Genomic DNA, 21,634 nt, shown 5'->3' with positions numbered 1-21,634 from the left:
CACTCCCGCAGCCGCTGGGCCTGCCGCGGCGGTGCCTGCTACGGCACCGACCACCGCGGCGGCGCCGGCCGCAGCCCCGCTGGCGCCACCGGGCGCGATCAAACATGCGCTCGCCGAGGGCGAATACCTGCTGCCATTCACGATCGCGCCGGAGCGGGCCGAGACCCGCGACCCGCGCGTGCTGCAGTGGAGCGAACATCCCTGCGGGGCGACTCCGTATGCGCGGGTGCGGGCACTGCCGCTCGACGACAAGCTGCTGATCGCCGACGACGTGATCGAAATCGACGACGCCGGCCGGGAACTGCGCCGTTGGCGCAAGCCGTTCGAGGCCGAGGTGGTCGCCATCGACGGCGAGCGCCTGCGCCTGCGCAGCCTCGACGGCAACGGTGTCGAGCAACTGCTGTGGACCGACCCCGCCGGCGCCCTGGCGCCCGCGCAGGTCGCCGCCGAAGCCGAACCGCGCCTGTTCGACTGCCCGACCTTGAAGGCCTTCGCCGGCTCCGACTTCGTGCAATGCCTGGAGTACGCCGACGCCGGCGGCGCCAAGCGCAAGCTCGCCTACGAAGGCGTCTGTACCTGAGCGCGGGCCCTTCGCCGCCCGCCTTCCCGATACCGGCGCCGCCGCGCCACTCAAGTTTTCTGGACACCGCCATGTTGAAGATCGAAAACCTCCACGTCCGCGTCGCCGGCAAGGACATCCTCAAGGGCCTCACCCTGGACCTGCAGCCGGGCCAGGTGCACGCGATCATGGGCCCGAACGGCGCCGGCAAGTCGACCCTGGGCAATGTCCTGGCCGGCCGCGAAGGCTATGAAGTCAGCGAGGGCACGGTCGAATTCGAGGGCCGCAACCTGCTCGAACTGGAGCCGGAAGAGCGCGCCGCCGCCGGCGTGTTCCTGGCCTTCCAGTACCCGGTCGAGATCGCCGGCGTCAACAACACCTACTTCCTGCGCGCCGCGCTCAACGCCCAGCGCAAGGCGCGCGGCGAGGCCGAGCTCGACTCGATGCAGTTCCTCAAGCTGGTGCGCGAGAAGCTCGCCGTGCTGCACCTGAAGGACGAACTGCTGCACCGCGGCGTCAACGAAGGCTTCAGCGGCGGCGAGAAGAAGCGCAACGAGATCTTCCAGCTCGCCCTGCTCGAACCCAAGCTGGCGATCCTCGACGAGACCGACTCGGGCCTCGACATCGACGCGCTCAAAGCGGTCGCCGACGGCGTCAACGCGCTGCGTTCGCCCGACCGCGCTTTCCTGGTCATCACCCACTATCAGCGCCTGCTCGACTACATCAAGCCCGACGTCGTGCACGTGCTCGCCGAAGGCCGCATCGTCGAGAGCGGCGGCCCGGAGCTGGCCCTGGAACTGGAAGCGCACGGCTACGAATGGCTCAAGGACCGCGTCGCACCGGAGAACGCCGCGTGACCCAGCCCCGCCGCGCCGCCATCGACTTGCATACGCAGGCCCGGGCCCGGATGGGCGTCCGCTGCGCCGCGCCTGCGCGAGGACACTGACATGAGCCTGCTACTCGAAGGATTCGCCGCCTCGTTCGACCAACTGCCTGCGCGCGAAGCCGCCGGTCTGGGCCCGACCCGCCGCGCCGCGCTCGACGCGGTGCTGCGCGACGGTCTGCCCGGCCCGCGCACCGAGTCCTGGAAATACACGCCGCTGCGCGCGCTCGACCGGCGCGCGTTCGCCGCCGCCGACCTCGTTCCCGGCAGCTTCGATGCCTCGGCCATCGCCGGCATCCCGGCTCCGCGCATCGTCTTCCACAACGGCCGCTACGCCGCCGCGCACAGCGATCTCAGCGGCCTGCCGCAGGGCGTGTCGCTGCAGCCCCTGTCGCAGGTGCTGGCGATCGACGACGCCCGCGAGACCAACTTCCTCGCCCGCCGCTTCGAGCGCAGCGACGAGGTCTTCGCCCGCCTCAACGCCGCCCTGGCCGACGAGGGCGCGGTGCTGCGCGTCGACGCCGGCGTGCGGGTCGAAGGCGCGATCCATTTCGTGTTCGTCGGCAGCCCGGTCGCCGGCGACCGCGCCTGGCACCTGCGTCACCTGGTCGAGTTGCGCGAAGGCGCCTCGCTGACTCTGGTCGAGCACCAGCTCGCCGCCGACAGCCATACCCACCTGTCGAACAGCTTGACCCACGTGCATCTGGCGCCGAACGCCTCGCTGTCGCATGCGCGCGTGCAGGACGAAGCCACCGGCGCGACCGTGCTCGCGCGCACCGACGCCGTGCTCGCCCGCGCCGCGCGCTACCGCCGCATCGATCTCGAACTCGGCGCGGCGCTGTCGCGCCACGAGCTCAATGCCGCGCTGCATGGCGAAGCCGCGCAGGTGCACGCCAACGGTGTGTTGCTCGCGACCGGTCGCCGTCATCTGGATACGCGTCTGGGCATCGACCACGTCGGCCGCGACAGCCAGTGCGAGCTGACCTGGCGCGGGCTCGGCGCCGGCCGCTCGCGCACCGCCTTCCACGGCGGCATCCTGATCCGCGAGGGCGCCGACGGCAGCAATGCCGCACTGTCGAACAAGAACCTGCTGCTCAACGAAGGCGCCGAGATCGACACCCAGCCGGTGCTCGAGATCCATGCCGACGAAGTCCAGGCCGCTCACGGCGCCACCGTCGGCCAGCTCGACAGCCAGGCGATGTTCTACCTGCGCTCGCGCGGCCTGCCGGCCGAACAGGCGCGGGCGCTGCTGACCGCCGCGTTCTGCCGCGAGACCCTGTCGGTGATCGAGGACGAAGACGTGCGCGCGATCCTGGAAGTGCGCGTGAATCTCGCCCTGGAGCGCTTGCAGCTCGTTTAAGGCGAGTAACGAGTGCGCAGGAACGAGGAACGAATTCCACGCGGCCTCACTCGTTCCTCTTTACTCGATGCCGGCTCCACCGTTTGAAGCTACGAACCGGGTGAGGAACGAATTAAAAGGAACGAGTAACGAGTTCCCGCGTGCTCTTACCCGTTTCTCGTTCCTATCTACTCGTTCCTGTCTACTCGTTCTCTCTACTCGTCGCCGCCCTCCCCGGACCTGCCCGATGACCGTCGCCCAACTCCTCGCCGCTCCCGACTGGACCGCCGTCCGCACCGACTTTCCGGTGCTGACCCGCGAGGTCCACGGCAAGCCGCTGATCTATTTCGATTCGGCCAACACCGGCCAGAAGCCGGCCGCGGTCATCGAGGCGGTCGACGATTTCTATCGCCATCACAACGCCAACGTCAGCCGCGCCGTGCACGCGCTCGGCAGCGAGGCCACCGAGGCCTACGAGGGCGCGCGCGCCAAGCTCGCGCGCTTTTTCAACGTGCGCGTCGACGAACTGGTGCTGTGCAGCGGCACGACCTTCGCGATCAACCTGGTCGCCTACTCCTGGGCGCTGCCGCGGCTGCGTCCCGGGGACGCGATCGTGCTCACCCGCATGGAGCACCACGCCAACATCGTGCCCTGGCAATTGGTCGCCCAGCGCACCGGCGCGACCATCAAGGTCGCCGAGATCGACGAACGCGGCCAGCTCGACCTGAACCGGTTGTACTCGTTGCTGACGCCCGAGGTGAAGCTGCTCGCGCTGACCCACGTCTCCAACGTGCTCGGCACCGTCAACCCGGTGCGCGAGATCTGCCGCGAAGCGCGCAAGCGCGGCATCGCCACCCTCGTCGACGGCTCGCAGGCGGCCCCGCACCGGCCGCTCGACATCGCTGCGGTCGGTTGCGACTTCTACGCGATCACCGGCCACAAGATGAGCGGCCCGACCGGCACCGGCGCGCTGTGGGCGCGCCGCGAGCACCTCGATGCGATGCCGCCCTTCATCGGCGGCGGCGAGATGATCAAGGAAGTGCGTTTCGAAGGCACGGTGTTCGCCGAGGGCCCGCGCAAGTTCGAGGCCGGCACCCCGAACATCGCCGGCTTCGTCGGGCTCGGCGCGGCGGTCGATTATCTGTCGGCGCTCGGCATGGCCCATGTCGACGCGCGCGAGCAGGCGTTGCTCGCCTACGCCACCGACGCCCTGGCCCAGGTGCCGGGGCTGCGCATCTTCGGCCAGGCGCAGGAGAAGGCGGCGGTGATCAGCTTCCTGGTCGAAGGCGCGCATGCGCACGACCTGGCGACCCTGCTCGACCTGGAAGGCGTGGCGATCCGCTCCGGCCACCACTGCGCCCACCCGCTCATGCAACACTTCGGCGTGCCGGCGACCTGCCGCGCCTCGCTCGCGTTCTACAACACCCACGACGAGATCGACGCGTTCGTGGCCGCCCTGAACAAAGTCCGCAAACTGCTCGCATGACCCACGACTCCCTGAGCTTCCGCGCCGCCACCCCGGCCGACACCGATGCCCTCGTCGCCCTGGTCGAATCGGCCTACCGCGGCGATTCCAGCCGCGCCGGATGGACCACCGAAGCCGACTTCCTCGACGGCCGCCGCACCGGCGCCGACGACATCAAGGCCTGCCTCGACCGCCCGCAGAGCGTGATCCTGATCGCCGAACGCAACGGCGCCGACGCCGCGCCCGAGCTGCTCGCCTGCGCGCACATCGCGGTGGAGGACGGCGCCGGCTATTTCGGCATGTTCTCGGTCAAGCCGACCCTGCAGGGCGGCGGCATCGGCAAGCGCGTGATCGACGAGGCCGAGCGCATCGTGCGCGAAGACTGGAATCAGCCGGCCATGCGCATGACCGTAATCGACATCCGCGACGAGCTGATCGCCTTCTACGAGCGCCGCGGCTATGTCCGCACGGGCCACTACAAGCCTTTCCCCTACGGCGACGAGCGCTTCGGCCTGCCCAAGCGCGACGACCTGCGCTTCGAGGTGCTGGAGAAGACGTTCTGACGTCCGAGAGCGGAAGCCTGGATTGTGAAGTGCGGGTCAGAGCGCCGCATCCGTCGTCCCCGCTACGCCGCTTACGATCCGGCCTGCATCCCTAGGCCGGTCGGATTCCCCCGCAGGGCCAGGAACGCGCGCCGCGCACACCGGCCGCGCCGCCTTCTACAATGCACGGCACCGCACTGCCGGCTCTTCAGGAAGCACGCCATGGGCGACTGGGTTTTCGTCTGCGCCACCTCGCAATTGCTGCCCGGCGAGTCCACCGTCGCCTGGGACGGCGACACCGCGATCTTCGTCTGCAACTACGACGGCGATTTCTACGCCCTCGAAGACCGATGCTCGCACGAGGACTTCGAACTGTCCGCGGGCGCCTTCGACGGCGAGGAAGCGACGATCGAATGCGTCCTGCACGGCGCCCGTTTCGACGTGCGCGACGGCCGCCCCCTGTGCGCGCCGGCCTACGAGCCGGTGGCGAAGTTCCCGGTCAAGGTCGAAGACGGCGGGGTCTGGACTCGCGACGACCGCGAGTAAGCCGTAGCGCGGGCAGATCCGTGCGGCTGTTCTTGGCCGCTGCTTACCGACATCCCGCCACGATAAGCGCGGCCTGCCTGCGGGGCGCTCCCGCCAGCGCCAATCCCCCGCGCCGAAACATCATCGGACCTCGCGCCCTGCGCCGGGCGCACGCCCCTTTGTCGAAGGGGGCATCGGATCGCGCTTGTCGCTTGTGATGTTTCGGCGGTCACGGCCGCATTCGCGGCGCCCTTGCCAATGGCTGCCGCTTCACTCCGTTCCTGCGTCCTCCCCTGGTAAAGGGGACTTGGGAGGACTCGCCTGTCGCGCTCCCGCGTACGCGTCGAAAGCAATCCCCATGCCGACAGGGCACCGGACTTGCGCTTGCGCCCGGCGCTTGCCCTTCTGAAAGGGGCGACAGGGGCGGGAGGATGCCTTTCGCCAATCGCGTATGCCGCCTACCAGCGAAAGCACGCCTGCATTACACCGTAAACGGTTACAGGACCCTCGAGTTGTTCACAATTCGTTGCAAATGAGAACCTCTCTCATTAAGATTGCGATCTGCCGCGGTTTCGGCCGTTCCAGCTTTCCATCCCCCTTGCTCGAGATACCCATGTCGACCACGAAGTTCGTCGTGTCGCCGCTCGCCGGTGCACTTGCCCTCGCCCTCAGCCTGCCCGTGCTCGCCGCACCGGCGCCCGAACCCCAGGCCAAGGACCTCGACGGCGTCGCGGTCCACGGCCATCGCGTGCAGAAGGCCAGCAGCGGCAAGTACACCGCCAACCTGCGCGACACCCCGCAGACGATCAGCGTGATCGACCGCACCACCATCGACGGCCAGAACCTGCTGTCGCTGACCGACATTCTCAGCACCCTGCCCGGCATCACCTTCGGCGCCGGCGAAGGCGGCGGCGGTTTCGGCGACAAGATCAACCTGCGCGGCTTCGACGCCAGCACCGACATCACCGTCGACGGCGTGCGCGACAGCGGCCTCTACAGCCGCACCGACCCGTTCAACCTGGAAGCGGTCGAAGTCGTCAACGGCGCCAACTCGGTCTACTCCGGCGCCGGCTCGGTCGGCGGCACGGTCAACCTGGTCAGCAAGAACGCCAGCCTCAACGAGTTCCACAAGGCGTCGATCGCCGCGGGCACCGACAGCTACACCCGCGTCACCACCGACAGCAATTTCGTCCTCGGCGAAGGCTCGGCGCTGCGCCTGAACGCGATGGCCCACCAGAACGACGTGCCGGGCCGCGACGTCGAGCAGAACGAGCGCTGGGGCGTGGCCGCCTCGCTCGCCTTCGGCCTCGGCAGCGACACCAGCTGGACCTTGAACTACCTGCATCAGGAAGACGACAACACCCCGCAATACGGCCTGCCGTTCTTCAACGGCGACGGGCTGCCGGGCGTCGACCGCGGCAACTACTACGGTTACAGCAACATCGACCGCCAGGACGTGCAGGTCGATTCGGTCACCTCGATCATCGACCACGCCTTCAACGATAACTTCAAGATCCGCAATCTGACCCGCTGGCAGCAGGCCGACCAGTTCTCCCTGGTCGACGCCACCCAGGGCACCTGGTGCCTGGCCAACAACCTGACTCCGCTCGGCGCCAGCTGCGGCAGCACCCTTCCCGGCAACTACAGCCCGAGCGGCCCGCGCGGTTACGGCCGCGACACCCGCAACACCACGCTGTACAACCAGACCGACCTGACGGTGAGCTTCAACACCGGCGCGATCGAGCACGACCTGGTCGCCGGTTTCTCGGTGCTGCACGAAGAGTTCGATCTCGACGTCACCAGCGATTTCCGCAACCCCAACGGCACCAACCCGTACCTGTCGGGCCTGCCGCAGATGAACATCGCGCGTCCGGACCACATCTACCGCGGCCCGGTCAACCGCACCCTGACCGGCCGCAGCGAAGGCGAGCTCGACAACCGCGCCATCTACGTGTTCGACACGCTCAAGTTCAACGAGCAGTGGCAGCTGAGCCTGGGCGCGCGCTACGAGCGCAACGAAGGCGAGACCATCAACGCGATGGTCGTGCAGGCCCCGACCGCGGCGAACCAGCCGCTGCCCGCCCTGCCGATCGGTACCGTCACCGGTTACAGCGTTCCGTTCAAGAGCAACGACGACCTGTTCTCCTATCGCGCCGGCCTGGTCTACAAGCCGGTCGAGAACGGCAGCATCTACATCGCCTACGGCAATTCGAAGACTCCGTCGAAGGCCTCGGTCAACGGCTCGTGCACCGCGCAGACTTGCTCGGTCGATCCGGAAACCGCGGTCAATTATGAGCTCGGCACCAAGTGGGACTTTCTCGACGGCCGCCTCGCCCTGACCGGCTCGGTGTTCCGCAACGAGCGCGAGAACTACAAGGTCGCCGACCTCGACAACCCGGCCAACCTGTCCGGCCTGCAGCAACTCGACGGCAGCGCGCGCGTCGACGGCGTGATGCTCGGCCTGTCCGGCCTGATCAGCGACCAGTGGGCGGTCTACGCCAACTACGCGTTCCTCGACAGCGAAGTGCTGCAGGGCGTGTCCGACCGCCAGGCCGGCCTGGGCCTGGACTACACCCGCGGCGACCGCCTGACCCAGGTGCCGGAGCACGCCTTCAGCCTGTGGACCACCTACGACATCAGCCCGCGCTGGCAGGTCGGCTACGGTGCGACCTACCAGGGCAAGATCTGGCTGAACCAGCACAGCGCGACCAACGTCGCCGGCCCGCTGACGACCTACGGCAGCTACTGGACCCACCGCGCGATGGTCAACTACAAGATCAACCGCCAGGCCTCGCTGCAGCTCAACATCAACAACCTCACGGACGAGGAGTACTTCACCCGGATCCGACACAACGGCTGGGCGACGCCGGGCGACGGACGCCAGGTGGTGCTGAGCGCCAACTTCGCCTTCTGAGTGGTGCCGAGCCTCGAGTTCACGTTCTAATCGGACTTCCACAGTCCAGGCGCGCCGCCCGGGTCCACCGGGCGGCCGCATTGAGGAAACCCATGCTGCTGCACGTCCCCAAGGTGCTTACCGCCGAACAGGTCGGCCATTGTCGCGAACGCCTGGCCCAAGCCGGCTGGAGCGACGGCCGGATCACCGCGGGCCATCAGTCGGCCAAGGCCAAGGACAACGCGCAGCTGCCCGAGAACGATCCGGTCGCGCGCGAGCTCGGCCCGCTCATCCTCGACGCCCTGTCGCGCAACCCGACCTTCTTTTCCGCGGCGCTGCCGCAGCGGGTGTATCCGCCGCTGTTCAACCGTTACGCCGGCGGCCAGTCGTTCGGCTTCCACGTCGACAACGCGATCCGCTACGACCGCAGCCGCGGCGGCATGGACGCGGTGCGCACCGACCTGTCGGCGACCTTGTTCCTGAGCGCGCCGGAGGAATACGACGGCGGCGAACTGGTCATTGAAGACACCTACGGCACCCACCAGGTGAAGCTGGCGGCGGGCGACCTGGTGCTGTATCCGGGCACCAGCCTGCACAAGGTCACCCCGGTCACCCGCGGCGAACGCATCGCCTCGTTCTTCTGGATCCAGAGCCTGCTCGCCGAAGACGCGCAGCGGCGGCTGATGTTCGAGCTGGACGTGTCGATCCGGCGCCTGACCGCCGACGTGCCCGATCATCCCGCGCTGGTCCAGTTGACCGGCGTTTATCACAATCTGCTGCGGCGCTGGAGCCAGACGTGAGCGTGGCCGGCGGCGACGATCGCGCGATCGAGACCGGCTCGATCAAAGCCCGGCCGATCAAGGGCGAACCGTTCAAGGGCGAACCGTTCAAGGCCGCTTCGGGCACGATCGATCCGAATCGCCGCTCCTATTGGCTCAAGACCCTGCACCGCTGGCACTGGATCAGCGCCGCGGTCAGCCTGGTCGCACTGCTGCTGTTCTCGGTCACCGGCATCACTCTCAATCACGCCGCCCAGATCGAATCCGAGCCGGTCGTGGTCAACGTCAAGGAGACCCTGCCGGCGAGCCTGCTGCGCAGCCTCAAGAGCGAGCGCCCCGCCGACGCGCCGCTGCCCGGCTCCGTCGACGACTGGCTCGCCGACGCGTTGGACGTGCGCACGGCCGGGCGCAAGGGCGAGTGGTCCGATGCCGACGTCTACGTTTCGCTGCCGCGCCCCGGCGGCGATGCCTGGCTCAGCATCGACCGCGAGAGCGGCGCGATCGAGTATGAACGCACCGACCGCGGCTGGATCGCCTGGCTCAACGACCTGCACAAGGGCCGCAACACCGGCGCGGCCTGGCGCTGGTTCATCGACCTGTTCGCGGTGGCCTGCCTGCTGTTCGCCTCGACCGGCCTGTGGCTGCTGCAATTGCACGCGCGCCAGCGCGGCAAGACCTGGCCGCTGGTCGCGGCGGGCCTGGCGGTGCCGCTGCTGCTGATCATCCTGTTCATGCACTGATTCGTTCGCTTACGCATTCCACGCTTTAGAAACCCAGGAGCGATCCATGAAGCTGTCGTCTTTCAAAGTGCTGATCCCGGCGATGGTGCTGCCGATGCCCGCACTCGCGGCCGATCTCGAACTCAACATCGAGATCCCGCGCATCAACGCCGCCGAGTACCACCGCCCCTACGTCGCCGCCTGGATCGAGAAGGCCGACAACACCGTCGCCAGCAATCTCGCGGTCTGGTACGACCTGGACATGAAGAACGGCGAAGGCACCAAGTGGCTCAAGGACATGCGCCAATGGTGGCGCCGCACGGGCCGCACGCTGACCATGCCGGTCGACGGCGTCAGCGGCGCGACCCGTCCGGTCGGCCAGCATGCGGTGTCGTTCAAGGGCAACAGCAAAGCCCTTGCCGGGCTGACTCCGGGCCGCTACACCCTGGTCGTGGAAGCCGCGCGCGAAGTCGGCGGCCGCGAAATGCTGAGCATCCCGTTCGAGTGGCCGGCCAAGGCGCAGAACCTGTCGGCGCAGGGCAAGACCGAACTCGGCAAGGTGAAGGTGGTGGTGAAGCCTTGATATTCGGGACCGGGAATTCGGGATTCGCACGCGCGAAATCCCGGCCCCGGACGCGAATCCAGCCTCACCCGCTTTTGCGAATCCCGAATCCCGAATCACCCATCCCGGACTCAAGCCCATGAACCTCAAACTTCTCGCCGCCGCCGTCGTCGCCACCTTCGCGCTCGCCGGCACCGCCCAGGCGCACAAGGCCTGGCTGCAGCCCTCGCAGACCGTGTTCTCGGACAAGGGCTCGTGGCTGACCGTCGATGCAGCGGTCTCCAACGACCTGTTCTATTTCAACCACGTGCCCCTGCCTTTGGAGCGCCTGCAGATCACCGCGCCCGACGGCGGCAGCGTGCAGCCGCAGAACGGTTCGACCGGCAAGCTGCGCAGCGTGTTCGACGTCGAACTGTCGCAGGAAGGCACCTACAAGATCGCGATGAACAACGAAGGCATGTTCGCCAGCTACAAGCTCGGCGGCGAAGCCAAACGCTGGCGCGGCAAGGCCAGCGAGTTCAAGAGCGGCATCCCGGCCGGCGCCATCGAGGTCAACGCGTCCGAGAGCCTCGGCCGTGTGGAGACCTTCGCCACCGTCGGCAAGCCGAGCACGACCGCGTTCAAGACCACCGGCAAGGGCATCGAGCTGGTGCCCGTGACCCATCCGAACGACCTGTTCGCCGGCGAAACCGCTACGTTCCAGTTGCTCGTCGACGGCAAGCCGGCGGCCGGCCTCAAGATCGAGATCGTGCCGGGCTCGACGCGTTATCGCGACCAGCAGAACGAAATCAACCTCACCACCGGCAACGACGGCAAGTTCGAGGTCAAGTGGCCGCAGGCCGGCATGTACTGGCTGGAAACCGCCAGCGAAGACGCCAAGACCACGCTGCCGGAAGCCAAGCAGCGTCGCCTGAGCTACGTTGCCGTGTTCGAAGTGCTGCCGCAGTAACCGATGCCGGAGTCGACGCCGCAGACGAGCTGGACGTGGTCGGGCACATGGGATGCGCCCGAAGTCGCGTCGCTGCATACGCTCGACGGCGTCACCATGGGCACGCGCTGGTCGGTCAAGTTGATCGCCCGCGCCAGCGTTCTGCCGATGTTGGAGCGCGGCATCCAGGCGCGGCTCGACGAGGTCGTCGCCCAGATGAGCACCTGGGAAGCCGGCTCCGACATCAGCCGTTACAACCGCTCAGCGGCCGGCAGCGTGCACACGCTGCCGGCCGAATTTTCCGAAGTGATGGCCGCCGCGCTCGCGCTGGCCGCCGATACCGACGGCGCCTACGACCCGAGCATCGGCCCGCTGGTCGACCTGTGGGGCTTCGGCCCTGCGGGCGCACGCGACGCCGCTCCCGACCCCGTCGCGCTGGCGAACGCACAGGCGCGGGTGGGCTGGCGCCGGCTGCGTTTCGACGCCGCCACGCGGGGCATGGAACAACCCGGCGGCGCCCATGTCGACCTGTCCTCGATCGCCAAGGGCTACGGCGTCGATCGCGTCGCCGACTACCTGCTCGAACAGGGCATCGCCGATTGCCTGGTCGAAGTCGGCGGCGAACTGCGAGGCCACGGGCGCAAACCCGATGCGACGTCGTGGCGCGTCGCGGTCGAACAGCCCGGCGGCGGCGACGAAGCCGCCGCAGTCATCGCGCTCGACGGCCTGGCCATCGCGACCTCCGGCGACTATCGCCGTTATTTCGATGTCGACGGCCAGCGTTACTCGCATACCCTCGACCCGCGCAGCGGCCGGCCGATCGCACACCCGCTGGCGTCGGTCACCGTGCTGCACCCGCGTTGCATGCAAACCGACGCACTCGCCACCGCACTGACTGTGCTCGGCGCGCACGCCGGCATGGCCTATGCGAACCGGCACGGCCTGGCGGCTCTGTTCGTACTGCGCGAGGGCGACGGCTTCGTCACCCGCACCACGCCGGCGTTCGTCGCCCGGCAACGAAGCCCATGAGCGACGTGCCGCCCGCACCGCGCCGGCGTTTCGACCTCGGCGTCCTCGGCAATCTGCTGGTCGTGCTGGCGCTGGCCGCGCTCGCGCTGGGCTTGTCGCAATGGCAGGCCGAACCGCTGCGCTGGAGTTTCCCGGGCCGCGGCCGGCTGTGGGCGGCGGGCGCAGTCGTCGCGCTGTACGTCGGCTTCGTCGCCGCCATCGCGGTTTCGCGCGCGCAGCGTGCGCGCGCACGGGCCTTGCCAGCGATCTCCGCGCAGCAACGCGGCGACTGGCTGGTCGCCTTCGCCAGCCAGACCGGTTTCGCCGAACAGCTTGCGCGCCGCAGTTACGACGCCTTGCGCAGTGCCGGACTGCGTGCCAACCTCGCCGTGCTCGGCAGCCTCGATGCCGCGCAGCTCGCGCAGTATCCGCGGGTGCTGTTCATCGTCAGCACCACCGGCGAAGGCGATGCGCCCGACAGCGCCGCCGGCTTCGCCCGCCGGGCGATGGCGCAGACCGGCGAACTCGCGGCGACGCGCTACGGCGTGCTCGCCCTCGGCGACCGCGAGTACGCCGAGTACTGCGCGTTCGGTCATCGCCTCGATCACTGGCTGCGCCATTCCGGCGCCCAACCGCTGTTCGACCTCGTCGAAGTCGACAACGGCGATCCCGGCGCCTTGCGTCATTGGCAACACCACCTCGGCCTGCTCGCCGGCCGCACCGACCTGCCCGACTGGAGCGCGCCCGAGTACCGTCCCTGGCGCCTGCGCGAACGCCTGCTGTCGAACCCCGGCAGCGTCGGCGGCCCGGTATTCCGGCTCGGCTTGGTGCCGGCCGATGGCGCCGCGCTCGATTGGCACGCCGGCGATATCGCCGAAATCGGCCCGCGCAACAGCGCGGCCGACGTCGCGCAGTGGTTGGCGACGCTCGGCCTCGATGGCGCTGAAATCGTCCGCCACGAAGATGTGCAGGAGCCATTGTCCGCACTGTTGGCGCGTTCGCGCTTACCCGACCCCAATGCGATGCAAGGACAGAGCGCGCAGGCCGTCGCGGACGCGCTCAAGCTGCTGTCGCACCGCGAATATTCGATCGCTTCGGTGCCTGCGGACGGCTCGCTGCAACTCCTGGTCCGGCAGATGCGCCACGACGACGGCCGCTACGGCTACGGCAGCGGCTGGCTGACCCATCATGCCGCGGTAGGCGCGGCGATCGACCTGCGCATCCGCAGCAACCCCTCCTTCCACGCACCGAGCGACGCCCGCCCGCTGCTGCTGATCGGCAACGGCACCGGCCTGGCCGGCCTGCGCGCATTGCTCAAGACCCGGATCGCCGCCGGGCATACCCGCAACTGGCTGCTGTTCGGCGAACGCAACGCCGCCTGCGACCTGCATTACCGCGACGAACTCGACGCCTGGCAGGCCGCCGGCGCGATCGAACGCGTCGACTACGCGTTCTCGCGCGACGGCGCAACGCGGACCTACGTGCAGGACGTGTTGCGCGCGCACCTGGACGCGGTCCGAGACTGGATCGCGCAAGGCGCCGCGGTGTACGTCTGCGGCAGCCTCGAAGGCATGGCCCCCGGCGTCGAAGCGGTGCTGCACGAAGCGGTCGGCGTGGATGCGTTGGAGACCATGGCGGCGGATGGCCGCTATCGGCGCGACGTGTATTGAGCGGCTCCAGCGCGTGGACACGCGTGCGGATCGCGCCGTGGAACGGTCGCCGAGGTCATTGGATCCCCGCCTGCGCGGGGATGGCGATTCGGGGATGATGGCTCTGGTTGGACGACAGGTCTTGGGAGCCGCGCCAAGCGGACTCAGTCGAGCGGAGCGACCCGCACCAGCAGCACTTCTCCGCCGCCTTCGAGCACGTTGCGCAGGCGGGTGCTGCCGGCGGCGAGGAGGGCGGTGTCGCCGGATTGCAGGGGCGGCAGGCCGGAATCGTCGGCGAACCGCGCCTGGCCGGCCAGCAGGTGCACGGCCCAGGTCTGGCCCGGCTCGGCGAAGATCACCATCGGCCCGACCAGGGGACGGTGCCAGAGCTCGGCCCGGACCCGGTCGCGGCGCCACATTAGGTTGAAGTCGTGGGTCAGGCCGTCGAGCAATTCGCCCTGCACCGCGCGTTCGCCGGCGAAACGCAGCTTGTCGTGCGGCGGCAGCAGTTCGTGGACCTCGCCGTCGTCGAAACGCAGGCGCAGGCCGTTGCCGCTGAGCAGGACCAGTTCGCGGTCGACCCCGGGGAACGCCGAGAACGGCGCGTCGCGCTCGATCTCGGCGATCGACAGGCGCCAGTCCCAGTCCTCGCCGGGAATCGGGCGATCCAGACCGGCCTCGTTCTGGCGGCTCATGCGCACGATCTCGCGGGTCCAGCCGAATTGGTTGCGCCAGCGTTCGCGGCGGTATTCGTTGGCGGGGATGGACCAGGTCAGGCGGTCGGGCATGGGCGTGGCTGCGGCTGAACGAAGGCGCAGTCTAGTGGTTGGGCCTGGGTGGGCCCAAGCGAGGGGGCTGGAAGCGGAGGATGGCGGGCCGGAGGCGTTAGGCGAAGCCGGCGAGGCTTGGCCGCGCAGTGGCCCGGCGTCGACAGTCGGGATGCGGCTTATGGCGCAGGGATCCCTGTGGGTCGGGAGCGAGCGCGGGTGCCAGGGGATTAGCTGGCCGACAGATGGCGGTCGCGGCTTACGCCGCTCCTACAGGGGCGCGCGCGGGTTGCAGGGGAATTGGCCGGAGCTGATCGATGGCGGTCGCGGCTTGCGCCGCTCCTACCCTCAAAGCAACGGCAAAAACCAGGAGCCCGGCACGAGTCCCGAGTCCCGAGTCCCGGGTCCCAAATCCAGAACCCCGGACAAGGGTGTGCCCCGCCGCAGATCCCTCTGGGGCGGGGCAACGTACTTCCGTGTCCAGGGACCTCCCCCCGAATCCTTTCGGGCCTCCTTGCCCGATTAGCTGCCGACCCCGCGTCCTTACGGCATCGGCAGACTTGTTCAGCGCTTGCTGGCAGCGCGCGGGGCCGCGATGGCTCCGGCGGTGTTGGTCGGGCGGACCTGAGCGGCCCCGCCGACCACGATGCGATCCCGATTCTTTTCGACCGTCTTCAGGCCGATTCCCTTGACCAGGGCCAGCTGCTCGACGCTGCGGAAGGCCCCGTTGGCCTTGCGGTAAGCGACGATGGCTTCGGCCTTGGAAGCCCCGATGTTGAGCAGCACGCGGTCCAAGGTGGCCGCGTCGGCACTGTTGATGTTGACCTTTTCCGAGGCGAAGGCACTGCCGGCGAGCATCAGCGACAGAACCAGCGACTTTGCGATGAGGGCAAACGATTTCATGGTTAAAGCTCCTGAGAGTGGATTCCGTTCCTGGCCGGCGGCCTTACGTCCTTGAGTCCTTGTGTCCGCCGGTGGAGACAGTCTCCATGTCTCGACCGGCACAGGTTATCGCCGCAGGGGCCCGTGCGAAGCCGGGGGATGCCGCAGCGCAGGGTAGGAAAAGTCCTACACGGTCCGGGAGGCGTAAAATGCCCCCTTCCCCGCTCCAAGAGGTCCGTCAATGGACGCCAGCAAGGTCGATCGCTACGTCAGCGAGAAGTGGGACGACGAAATCGTCCCGCAACTGGTCGAATACATCCGCATCCCCAACAAGTCGCCGATGTTCGACGCCGACTGGGTCCAGCACGGCTACATGGACGATGCCGTCAGGCTCATGGAGACCTGGGCCCGCGCCCAGTCGATCCCGGGCATGCAGGTCGAGGTGGTGCGCCTGGAAGGCCGCACGCCGTTGATCTTCATCGATATTCCGGCGGCACACGGCGGCAGCGACGAGGACTGCGTGCTGCTCTACGGGCATCTCGACAAGCAGCCGGAGATGACCGGCTGGGACGACGACCTGGGTCCGTGGAAGCCGGTGATCAAGGGCGACAAGCTCTACGGCCGCGGCGGCGCCGACGACGGCTACGCCATCTTCGGTTCGCTGGCGGCGATCCTGGCCCTGCAGGAACAGCAGCAGCCGCACGCGCGCTGCGTGATCCTGATCGAGGCCTGCGAAGAGTCCGGCAGCTACGACCTGCCCGCCTACGTCGATCACCTGGCCGACCGCATCGGCAAGCCCTCGCTGGTGGTCTGCCTGGACTCGGGCTGCGGCAACTACGACCAGCTGTGGTGCACGACCTCGCTGCGCGGCCTGGCCGGCGGCAACTTCACCGTCAAGGTGCTCAGCGAAGGCGTGCATTCGGGCGACGCCTCCGGCGTGGTGCCGTCGAGCTTCCGCCTGCTGCGCCAGTTGCTGTCGCGCCTGGAAGACGAGAGCAACGGCAAGATCCTGATCGAGGGCCTGTACGTGGACGTACCGGAGGAACGCCTGGAGCAGGCGCGCCAGGCCGCCAAGGTGCTCGGCACCGCGGTCTACGACAAGTTCCCGTTCCTGCCCGGCATGAAGCCGATGGCCGACGACCTGGCCGAGCTGGTGCTCAACCGCACCTGGCGCCCAGCCCTGTCGGTGACCGGCGTCGACGGCATGCCGGCGCTGGCCTCGGCCGGCAACGTGCTGCGCCCGCATACCTCGGTGAAGCTGTCGCTGCGCCTGCCGCCGACCCTCGACGGCAAGCGCGCCGGCGAGCTGCTCAAGGACGTGCTGCTGCGCGATCCGCCGAACGGCGCGCAGGTGACCCTGGAACTGGAAAAATCGTCGAGCGGCTGGAACGCACCGGCGATGTCGTCGTGGCTGTCGAACGCGATCGACGCCTCGAGCCGCGAGTTCTTCGGCCAGCCGGCCATGTACATGGGCGAAGGCGGCTCGATTCCGTTCATGGGCATGCTCGGCGAGAAGTTCCCCGGCGCGCAGTTCATGATCACCGGCGTGCTCGGCCCGCACTCCAACGCGCACGGCCCGAACGAGTTCCTGCACATCCCGATGGGCAAGCGCGTGACCGCCTGCGTCGCCCGCGTGGTCGCCGAGCATCACCTGGCCGGCCAGCGCGGAGAGACCACCGGCGCGGCCGTGGTCGCCGACAGCGGGGATCGCCACGGCGGGCACGGTTGCTGCTGATCCTTGCGGCGGGTCGATGGCGAAAGAAACGGGCCTTCGGGCCCGTTTCTGTTTTGGGGACGGGTCGCTTTGGATGTCGGTCGCGGGAAGGCGATGGCCGTGCCACCGCTGGCGAACGAAGGTTGGCGTTCGTGGCTCCGGTCGATCGCGTTTAAGCGAAAGGTTCTGCGTCCCGGTCGCGGCTTGCGCCGCTCCTGCCCTTTGCCGGCGCTGCTCCTGGGTAGGAGCGGCGCGAGCCGCGACCGTGTGGTCGCACAGTGCGGCGTTTGCCGGGGGGCTGCGCATGACGATGCGATGGCGATTTGTTCGCTTCGGTCGAAACGCAGCAGCGGAGTTTCTGCGCATCCCGGTCGCGGCTTACGCCGCTCCTACAAAGGCAGGATGCGGCGCGGCCACCGTGGGAGCGGCGCGAGCCGCGACCGCGTTATCGCACGGTGCGGCGTCCTCGGGAGCTTGCTGCGAAGGGCTGATGTGGTGGAGGCCGGTAGCTTCGAATCCGCACGCCCCGCCCTCACGCCGCAGCGACGCTGGCCGCCACATGCTCCAGCCGCGTCTCCCACCGTCCCCAGGAGGGCAAGCCCATGCTAGGCGGCATTATTTCCACGATCATCATCGGCGCGGTCATCGGCGTTCTAGCGCGCTTCTTCAAGCCCGGCGCCGACCCCATGGGGTGGATCCTCACCATCCTGCTCGGCATCGCCGGCGCCTACATCGGCAGCCTGTTGTACGCCGGCGGCGGGCTGATCGGCCTGATCGTCTCGATCATCTGCGCGATCGTGCTGCTGTTCCTGTACGAGATGATCCGGCGCAAGACGGCCAAACCGTGAAGCGACGGCGGCATTTACGCGGCTGAGAACAAAACACCCCGGCTCAGGCCGGGGTGTTCGCTTGCCGCGGGCGATCTCAATCGCGCAGGTAATCGATCACCCGCTGCGCCAATACTTGCGCGTCGGCTTCCAGGGTCTCCAACCGCAGCTCGGCCGACTCGGGCGCTTCGTACGGCGAATCGATGCCGGTGAAGTTCGGGATCATGCCGGCGCGCGCTTTGGCGTACAGGCCCTTGACGTCGCGGCGCTCGGCTTCGGCCAAGGGGGTGTCGACGAACACTTCGACGAATTCGCCGTCCTCGAACAACTCGCGCGCGAGCCTGCGCTCGGCGCGGAACGGCGAGATGAAGCTCACCAGCACGATCAGGCCGGCATCGGTCATGAGCTTGGCGACCTCGGCGACGCGGCGGATGTTCTCGACCCGGTCCTCGTCGGTGAAACCCAGATCCTTGTTGAGGCCGTGCCGCACGTTGTCGCCGTCGAGCACGAAGCTGTGGTGACCGAGCGCATGCAGTTGCTTGTCGACCAGGTTGGCGATGGTCGACTTGCCCGAGCCCGACAGGCCGGTGAACCAGACGCATCGTGGCTTCTGGTGTTTGCTGCGCGCGCGCGCGGCCTTGTCGACGTCCACCGGCTGCCAATGGAGGTTGCCGGCGCGGCGCAGGGCGAAATCGAGGGTGCCGGCGGCGACCGTGGCGTGGGTCTGGCGGTCGATCAGGATGAAGCTGCCGAGCTCGCGGTTGTCGAGGTAAGCCTCGAACGCGATCGGCTGGTCCAGGCTCAGGTTGCAGTAAGCGACCTCGTTGAGTTCGAGGTGCTTGGCGGCGAGCTGGGCCTGGCTGTTGACGTCGACCTTGTGCTTGATCTCGGTGACGCTGGCGCTGACCGTGCGCGCGCCGATCTTCAACCAGTAGGAGCGGCCCGGCAGCAGCGGCTGCGCGTTCATCCACAGCAGGTGCATGGCGAACTGGTCGGCCACCTGCGCCGGCCGCGCGGCATTGGCGATGACGTCTCCACGGCTGATGTCGAGTTCGTCGGCGAGAGTCAGGGTGACCGCCTGTCCGGCGCCGGCGACATGGAGGTCGCCGTCGGCGGTGACGATGCGCTGCACTCGCGAACGGCGGCCCGAGGGCAAGGCGACGACCTCGTCGCCGGGCCGCACCGCGCCGGCGGCGATGGTGCCGGCGAAGCCGCGAAAATCCTGGTTCGGGCGGTTGACCCATTGCACCGGCAAGCGAAAGCCGAGTTCGGCCGCGCTGCGTTCGGTATCGACCGATTCCAGATGCTCGAGCACGCTCGGGCCGTGGTACCACGGCGTCAGCGGCGAGCGTTCGGTGAGGTTGTGGCCGTGCAGGGCCGACAACGGCACCGCGGCGACATGTTCGATGCCGAGCTGCGCGGCGAGCTCTCGGTATTCGCCGACGATGCGTTCGAACACGGCCTGATCGAAGTCGACCAGGTCCATCTTGTTGACCGCCAGCAACACATGGCGAATCCCAAGCAAGGACACGATGTAGCTGTGCCGGCGGGTCTGCGTCAGCAGGCCCTTGCGCGCATCGACCAGCACCACCGCCAGCGCGGCGGTCGAGGCGCCGGTCGCCATGTTGCGGGTGTACTGCTCGTGGCCCGGGCAGTCGGCGACGATGAACTTACGCTTCTCGGTGCCGAAGAACCGGTAGGCGACGTCGATGGTGATGCCTTGCTCGCGCTCGGCGGCCAGCCCGTCGACGAGCAGGGCGAAATCGATCTCGCCGTTCTGGGTGCCGTGGCGACGGCTGTCGGCGTCGAGCGCGGCCAGTTGGTCGTCGAACAGCAGGCGGGTGTCGTGCAGCAGGCGACCGATGAGGGTGCTCTTGCCGTCGTCGACGCTGCCGCAGGTGATGAAGCGCAGCAGGCTCTTGTGCTCGTGCTGCTGCAGGTAGCCGGCGATGCTGGCGGTGGCGGTGGCGGGACTCGGGACTCGGGACTCGGGACTCGCGAATGTCACCACCCTTCCTGATGTCTCGATCGCTTCCGCGTTGCCGCGTTCGGCAGGCTCCATTTCGGTCTGTTCCAATTCGGTCTGTTCCAATTCGGTCTGCTCCGGCCCCGGCTCCCGATTCGCGAATCCCGGCTTCATCAGAAGTAGCCTTCTTGTTTCTTGCGTTCCATCGACGCCGACGGGTCGTGATCGATGACCCGGCCCTGACGCTCGGAGGTGGTCGCGACCAGCATCTCGGCGATGATCGCCTCGAGCGTGTCGGCCTCGGATTCGATCGCGCCGGTCAGCGGGTAGCAGCCGAGCGTGCGGAAGCGCACCTTGCGGTTCTGCGGCACTTCGCCGTCGCGCAGCGGCAGGCGTTCGTCGTCGACCAGGATCAGGCTGCCGTCGCGTTCCACCACCGGGCGTTCGGCGGCGAAATACAGCGACGGCACCGGGATCTTCTCGCGGTAGATGTACAGCCACACGTCGAGCTCGGTCCAGTTGGAGATCGGAAACACCCGCACGCTCTCGCCGGCATGGATGCGGGTGTTGAACAGCGACCACAGTTCCGGGCGCTGGTTCTTCGGGTCCCAGCGATGCTGCGGATTGCGGAACGAGAAGATGCGTTCCTTGGCGCGCGACTTCTCTTCGTCGCGGCGCGCACCGCCGATGGCGGCATCGAACTTGTTCCAGTCCAGCGCCTGCTTGAGGCCCTGGGTCTTCATCACGTCGGTGTGGACGCTGGCGCCGTGGCTGACCGGACCGATGCCCTGGGCCAGGCCGTCGGGATTGATGTGCACGCGCAGGTCGACACCGGTCTGGGCGGCGCGGCGGTCGCGGAAGGCGATCATCTCCGCGAACTTCCAGCCCGTATCGACATGCAGCAAAGGGATCGGCGGGCGCGCCGGATAGAAGGCCTTGAGCAACAGGTGCAGCAGCACCGAGCTGTCCTTGCCGACCGAGTACAGCATCACCGGGTTGCGGAACTCGGCGGCCACCTCGCGCAGGATGTGGATGCTTTCGGCCTCGAGCCGGTCCAGATGGCTCAACGCTTGCGCGGGCAGCGGCGGCGGAGCGGACAGCGGCGGGCTCAGGTCGGGTGACGCACTCATGCGGGCGGACTCATCAAGGCGGGGAGCGGAGGTGGCGGACTGGGCGACGCTCGCCGCCCAGGGTACCGGTCGCTGCGGCCGCGGTCGGCGGAAAGCAGGCTGATCGAGGCGGATCCGCCGCGCTCGGCGGACGCCCGCGCCCGGCCGGACCGGCGGCTGAGCGTGAGGCCATTAGAATTCCCCCGGTTTCGGGGAGGAAATAAGCGCCGGGCATGAGCGCATTACCGAGCATCCTTTCCGCGGCCCGGGAGCCGCTCTTAGCCTGCAGTCTCCCGAAGTCAGAAGCCGACCGCCGTGCCCGCCGCCGCCCTGTCCGCTCCAGCCCTGTCCGCACCGCCCTCACTGGCCACTCCGCTGCCCGTGGACCGGCTCGATTCGCTCGCCCGCCTCACCGAGGGCCTGGACCACAACAGCCTGTGGTGGTTGTCCGGCTATGCCGCCGGCCTGGCCCGCGCCGGCGCCGGCAACGTCGCCGCCCTCGCCGCTCCGGCCGCGAC

The 21,634-nt window shown here is 68.3% G+C and carries 20 protein-coding genes; 16 read left to right on the top strand and 4 right to left on the bottom strand.

Translation table 11 applies throughout. The annotated features are described in order from the left end of the window. From ACSAMQ_RS15255 to ACSAMQ_RS15195, 13 genes are all read left to right on the top strand, one after another. On the top strand, nt 1–580 hold a 580-nt coding region (locus ACSAMQ_RS15255; RefSeq protein WP_435396457.1), incomplete at its 5' end, for a hypothetical protein. A 71-nt stretch (nt 581–651) separates the two neighbouring features. Further along, on the top strand, nt 652–1,416 hold the full coding sequence (gene sufC, locus ACSAMQ_RS15250; RefSeq protein ID WP_435396456.1) for a Fe-S cluster assembly ATPase SufC: 765 nt from the start codon (nt 652–654) through the stop codon (nt 1,414–1,416). A gap of 90 nt (nt 1,417–1,506) precedes the next feature. After that, nucleotides 1,507–2,802: a Fe-S cluster assembly protein SufD gene (gene sufD / locus ACSAMQ_RS15245; RefSeq protein ID WP_435396455.1), complete on the top strand. Its 1,296-nt coding sequence runs from the start codon at nt 1,507–1,509 to the stop codon at nt 2,800–2,802. A 226-nt stretch (nt 2,803–3,028) separates the two neighbouring features. Then, nucleotides 3,029–4,267 carry a cysteine desulfurase gene (locus tag ACSAMQ_RS15240; RefSeq protein WP_435396454.1) on the top strand — a complete coding sequence of 413 codons (1,239 nt, stop codon included), beginning with the start codon at nt 3,029–3,031 and terminating at the stop codon, nt 4,265–4,267. Continuing rightward, nucleotides 4,264–4,809, top strand: a complete 546-nt coding sequence (locus tag ACSAMQ_RS15235) for a GNAT family N-acetyltransferase (RefSeq protein WP_435396453.1) — start codon at nt 4,264–4,266, stop codon at nt 4,807–4,809. Before ACSAMQ_RS15240 ends, ACSAMQ_RS15235 begins: the two co-directional genes overlap by 4 nt. A gap of 201 nt (nt 4,810–5,010) precedes the next feature. Next, nucleotides 5,011–5,334 carry a Rieske (2Fe-2S) protein gene (locus ACSAMQ_RS15230; protein WP_435396452.1) on the top strand — a complete coding sequence of 108 codons (324 nt, stop codon included), beginning with the start codon at nt 5,011–5,013 and terminating at the stop codon, nt 5,332–5,334. Nucleotides 5,335–5,926: 592 nt separating this feature from the next. Further along, on the top strand, nt 5,927–8,227 hold the full coding sequence (locus tag ACSAMQ_RS15225) for a TonB-dependent receptor (RefSeq protein ID WP_435396451.1): 2,301 nt from the start codon (nt 5,927–5,929) through the stop codon (nt 8,225–8,227). A 92-nt stretch (nt 8,228–8,319) separates the two neighbouring features. Continuing rightward, nucleotides 8,320–9,006, top strand: coding sequence for a Fe2+-dependent dioxygenase (locus ACSAMQ_RS15220; protein ID WP_435396450.1), 687 nt, complete (start codon nt 8,320–8,322; stop codon nt 9,004–9,006). Between the two features lie 107 nt (nt 9,007–9,113). Continuing rightward, nucleotides 9,114–9,725 carry a PepSY-associated TM helix domain-containing protein gene (locus ACSAMQ_RS15215; protein ID WP_435396460.1) on the top strand — a complete coding sequence of 204 codons (612 nt, stop codon included), beginning with the start codon at nt 9,114–9,116 and terminating at the stop codon, nt 9,723–9,725. 46 nt (nt 9,726–9,771) lie between these two features. Next, complete coding sequence (locus ACSAMQ_RS15210) at nt 9,772–10,287, top strand: DUF2271 domain-containing protein (protein WP_435396449.1); 516 nt, start codon at nt 9,772–9,774, stop codon at nt 10,285–10,287. A 118-nt stretch (nt 10,288–10,405) separates the two neighbouring features. Next, nucleotides 10,406–11,215 (top strand): DUF4198 domain-containing protein, encoded by an 810-nt coding sequence (locus tag ACSAMQ_RS15205; RefSeq protein WP_435396448.1) that lies wholly within the window; start codon nt 10,406–10,408, stop codon nt 11,213–11,215. 96 nt (nt 11,216–11,311) lie between these two features. Beyond that, nucleotides 11,312–12,223, top strand: coding sequence for an FAD:protein FMN transferase (locus ACSAMQ_RS15200; protein ID WP_435396459.1), 912 nt, complete (start codon nt 11,312–11,314; stop codon nt 12,221–12,223). Continuing rightward, nucleotides 12,220–13,872, top strand: a complete 1,653-nt coding sequence (locus ACSAMQ_RS15195) for a sulfite reductase subunit alpha (protein WP_435396447.1) — start codon at nt 12,220–12,222, stop codon at nt 13,870–13,872. Before ACSAMQ_RS15200 ends, ACSAMQ_RS15195 begins: the two co-directional genes overlap by 4 nt. A 143-nt stretch (nt 13,873–14,015) precedes the next feature. On the opposite strand, the gene ACSAMQ_RS15190 is transcribed toward ACSAMQ_RS15195, so the two are convergent. Then, nucleotides 14,016–14,639: a HutD/Ves family protein gene (locus ACSAMQ_RS15190; RefSeq protein ID WP_435396446.1), complete on the bottom strand. Its 624-nt coding sequence runs from the start codon at nt 14,637–14,639 to the stop codon at nt 14,016–14,018. Between the two features lie 543 nt (nt 14,640–15,182). Beyond that, entirely contained in the window at nt 15,183–15,521 is a 339-nt protein-coding gene (locus ACSAMQ_RS15185; protein WP_435396445.1) for a ComEA family DNA-binding protein, read from the bottom strand. 220 nt (nt 15,522–15,741) lie between these two features. Between ACSAMQ_RS15185 and ACSAMQ_RS15180 the strand changes: the two genes are divergently transcribed. Both ACSAMQ_RS15180 and ACSAMQ_RS15175 read left to right on the top strand, forming a co-directional pair. Further along, nucleotides 15,742–17,235, top strand: coding sequence for a M20 family metallopeptidase (locus ACSAMQ_RS15180; RefSeq protein WP_435396444.1), 1,494 nt, complete (start codon nt 15,742–15,744; stop codon nt 17,233–17,235). Between the two features lie 581 nt (nt 17,236–17,816). Next, nucleotides 17,817–18,062 (top strand): GlsB/YeaQ/YmgE family stress response membrane protein, encoded by a 246-nt coding sequence (locus ACSAMQ_RS15175; RefSeq protein ID WP_435396443.1) that lies wholly within the window; start codon nt 17,817–17,819, stop codon nt 18,060–18,062. Nucleotides 18,063–18,138: 76 nt separating this feature from the next. On the opposite strand, the gene cysN is transcribed toward ACSAMQ_RS15175, so the two are convergent. Both cysN and cysD read right to left on the bottom strand, forming a co-directional pair. Beyond that, complete coding sequence (cysN, locus tag ACSAMQ_RS15170) at nt 18,139–20,103, bottom strand: sulfate adenylyltransferase subunit CysN (protein WP_435396458.1); 1,965 nt, start codon at nt 20,101–20,103, stop codon at nt 18,139–18,141. Between the two features lie 77 nt (nt 20,104–20,180). After that, nucleotides 20,181–21,137 carry a sulfate adenylyltransferase subunit CysD gene (gene cysD / locus ACSAMQ_RS15165; RefSeq protein WP_435396442.1) on the bottom strand — a complete coding sequence of 319 codons (957 nt, stop codon included), beginning with the start codon at nt 21,135–21,137 and terminating at the stop codon, nt 20,181–20,183. Nucleotides 21,138–21,431: 294 nt separating this feature from the next. Here cysD and ACSAMQ_RS15160 point away from each other — a divergent pair. Then, a partial coding sequence (locus tag ACSAMQ_RS15160; protein ID WP_435396441.1) for a hypothetical protein occupies nt 21,432–21,634 on the top strand: 203 nt, incomplete at its 3' end.

The sequence above is a fragment of the Lysobacter sp. 1R34A genome (assembly GCF_051217035.1).
Taxonomy (GTDB): Bacteria; Pseudomonadota; Gammaproteobacteria; order Xanthomonadales; family Xanthomonadaceae; genus Lysobacter.
This window is presented reverse-complemented; position numbering and strand designations above follow the sequence as displayed.

Bases quoted from the DNA above. Each gene is read 5' to 3' on its own strand.
- ACSAMQ_RS15205 (WP_435396448.1), top strand. From the start codon at position 10,406: ATGAACCTCAAACTTCTCGCCGCCGCCGTCGTCGCCACCTTCGCGCTC.
- ACSAMQ_RS15210 (WP_435396449.1), top strand. From the start codon at position 9,772: ATGAAGCTGTCGTCTTTCAAAGTGCTGATCCCGGCGATGGTGCTGCCG.
- cysD (WP_435396442.1), bottom strand. From the start codon at position 21,137: ATGAGTGCGTCACCCGACCTGAGCCCGCCGCTGTCCGCTCCGCCGCCG.
- ACSAMQ_RS15235 (WP_435396453.1), top strand. From the start codon at position 4,264: ATGACCCACGACTCCCTGAGCTTCCGCGCCGCCACCCCGGCCGACACC.
- ACSAMQ_RS15240 (WP_435396454.1), top strand. From the start codon at position 3,029: ATGACCGTCGCCCAACTCCTCGCCGCTCCCGACTGGACCGCCGTCCGC.
- ACSAMQ_RS15195 (WP_435396447.1), top strand. From the start codon at position 12,220: ATGAGCGACGTGCCGCCCGCACCGCGCCGGCGTTTCGACCTCGGCGTC.
- ACSAMQ_RS15175 (WP_435396443.1), top strand. From the start codon at position 17,817: ATGCTAGGCGGCATTATTTCCACGATCATCATCGGCGCGGTCATCGGC.
- ACSAMQ_RS15220 (WP_435396450.1), top strand. From the start codon at position 8,320: ATGCTGCTGCACGTCCCCAAGGTGCTTACCGCCGAACAGGTCGGCCAT.
- sufC (WP_435396456.1), top strand. From the start codon at position 652: ATGTTGAAGATCGAAAACCTCCACGTCCGCGTCGCCGGCAAGGACATC.
- sufD (WP_435396455.1), top strand. From the start codon at position 1,507: ATGAGCCTGCTACTCGAAGGATTCGCCGCCTCGTTCGACCAACTGCCT.
- ACSAMQ_RS15225 (WP_435396451.1), top strand. From the start codon at position 5,927: ATGTCGACCACGAAGTTCGTCGTGTCGCCGCTCGCCGGTGCACTTGCC.
- ACSAMQ_RS15200 (WP_435396459.1), top strand. From the start codon at position 11,312: ATGGGCACGCGCTGGTCGGTCAAGTTGATCGCCCGCGCCAGCGTTCTG.
- cysN (WP_435396458.1), bottom strand. From the start codon at position 20,103: ATGGAGCCTGCCGAACGCGGCAACGCGGAAGCGATCGAGACATCAGGA.
- ACSAMQ_RS15230 (WP_435396452.1), top strand. From the start codon at position 5,011: ATGGGCGACTGGGTTTTCGTCTGCGCCACCTCGCAATTGCTGCCCGGC.
- ACSAMQ_RS15190 (WP_435396446.1), bottom strand. From the start codon at position 14,639: ATGCCCGACCGCCTGACCTGGTCCATCCCCGCCAACGAATACCGCCGC.
- ACSAMQ_RS15185 (WP_435396445.1), bottom strand. From the start codon at position 15,521: ATGAAATCGTTTGCCCTCATCGCAAAGTCGCTGGTTCTGTCGCTGATG.
- ACSAMQ_RS15180 (WP_435396444.1), top strand. From the start codon at position 15,742: ATGGACGCCAGCAAGGTCGATCGCTACGTCAGCGAGAAGTGGGACGAC.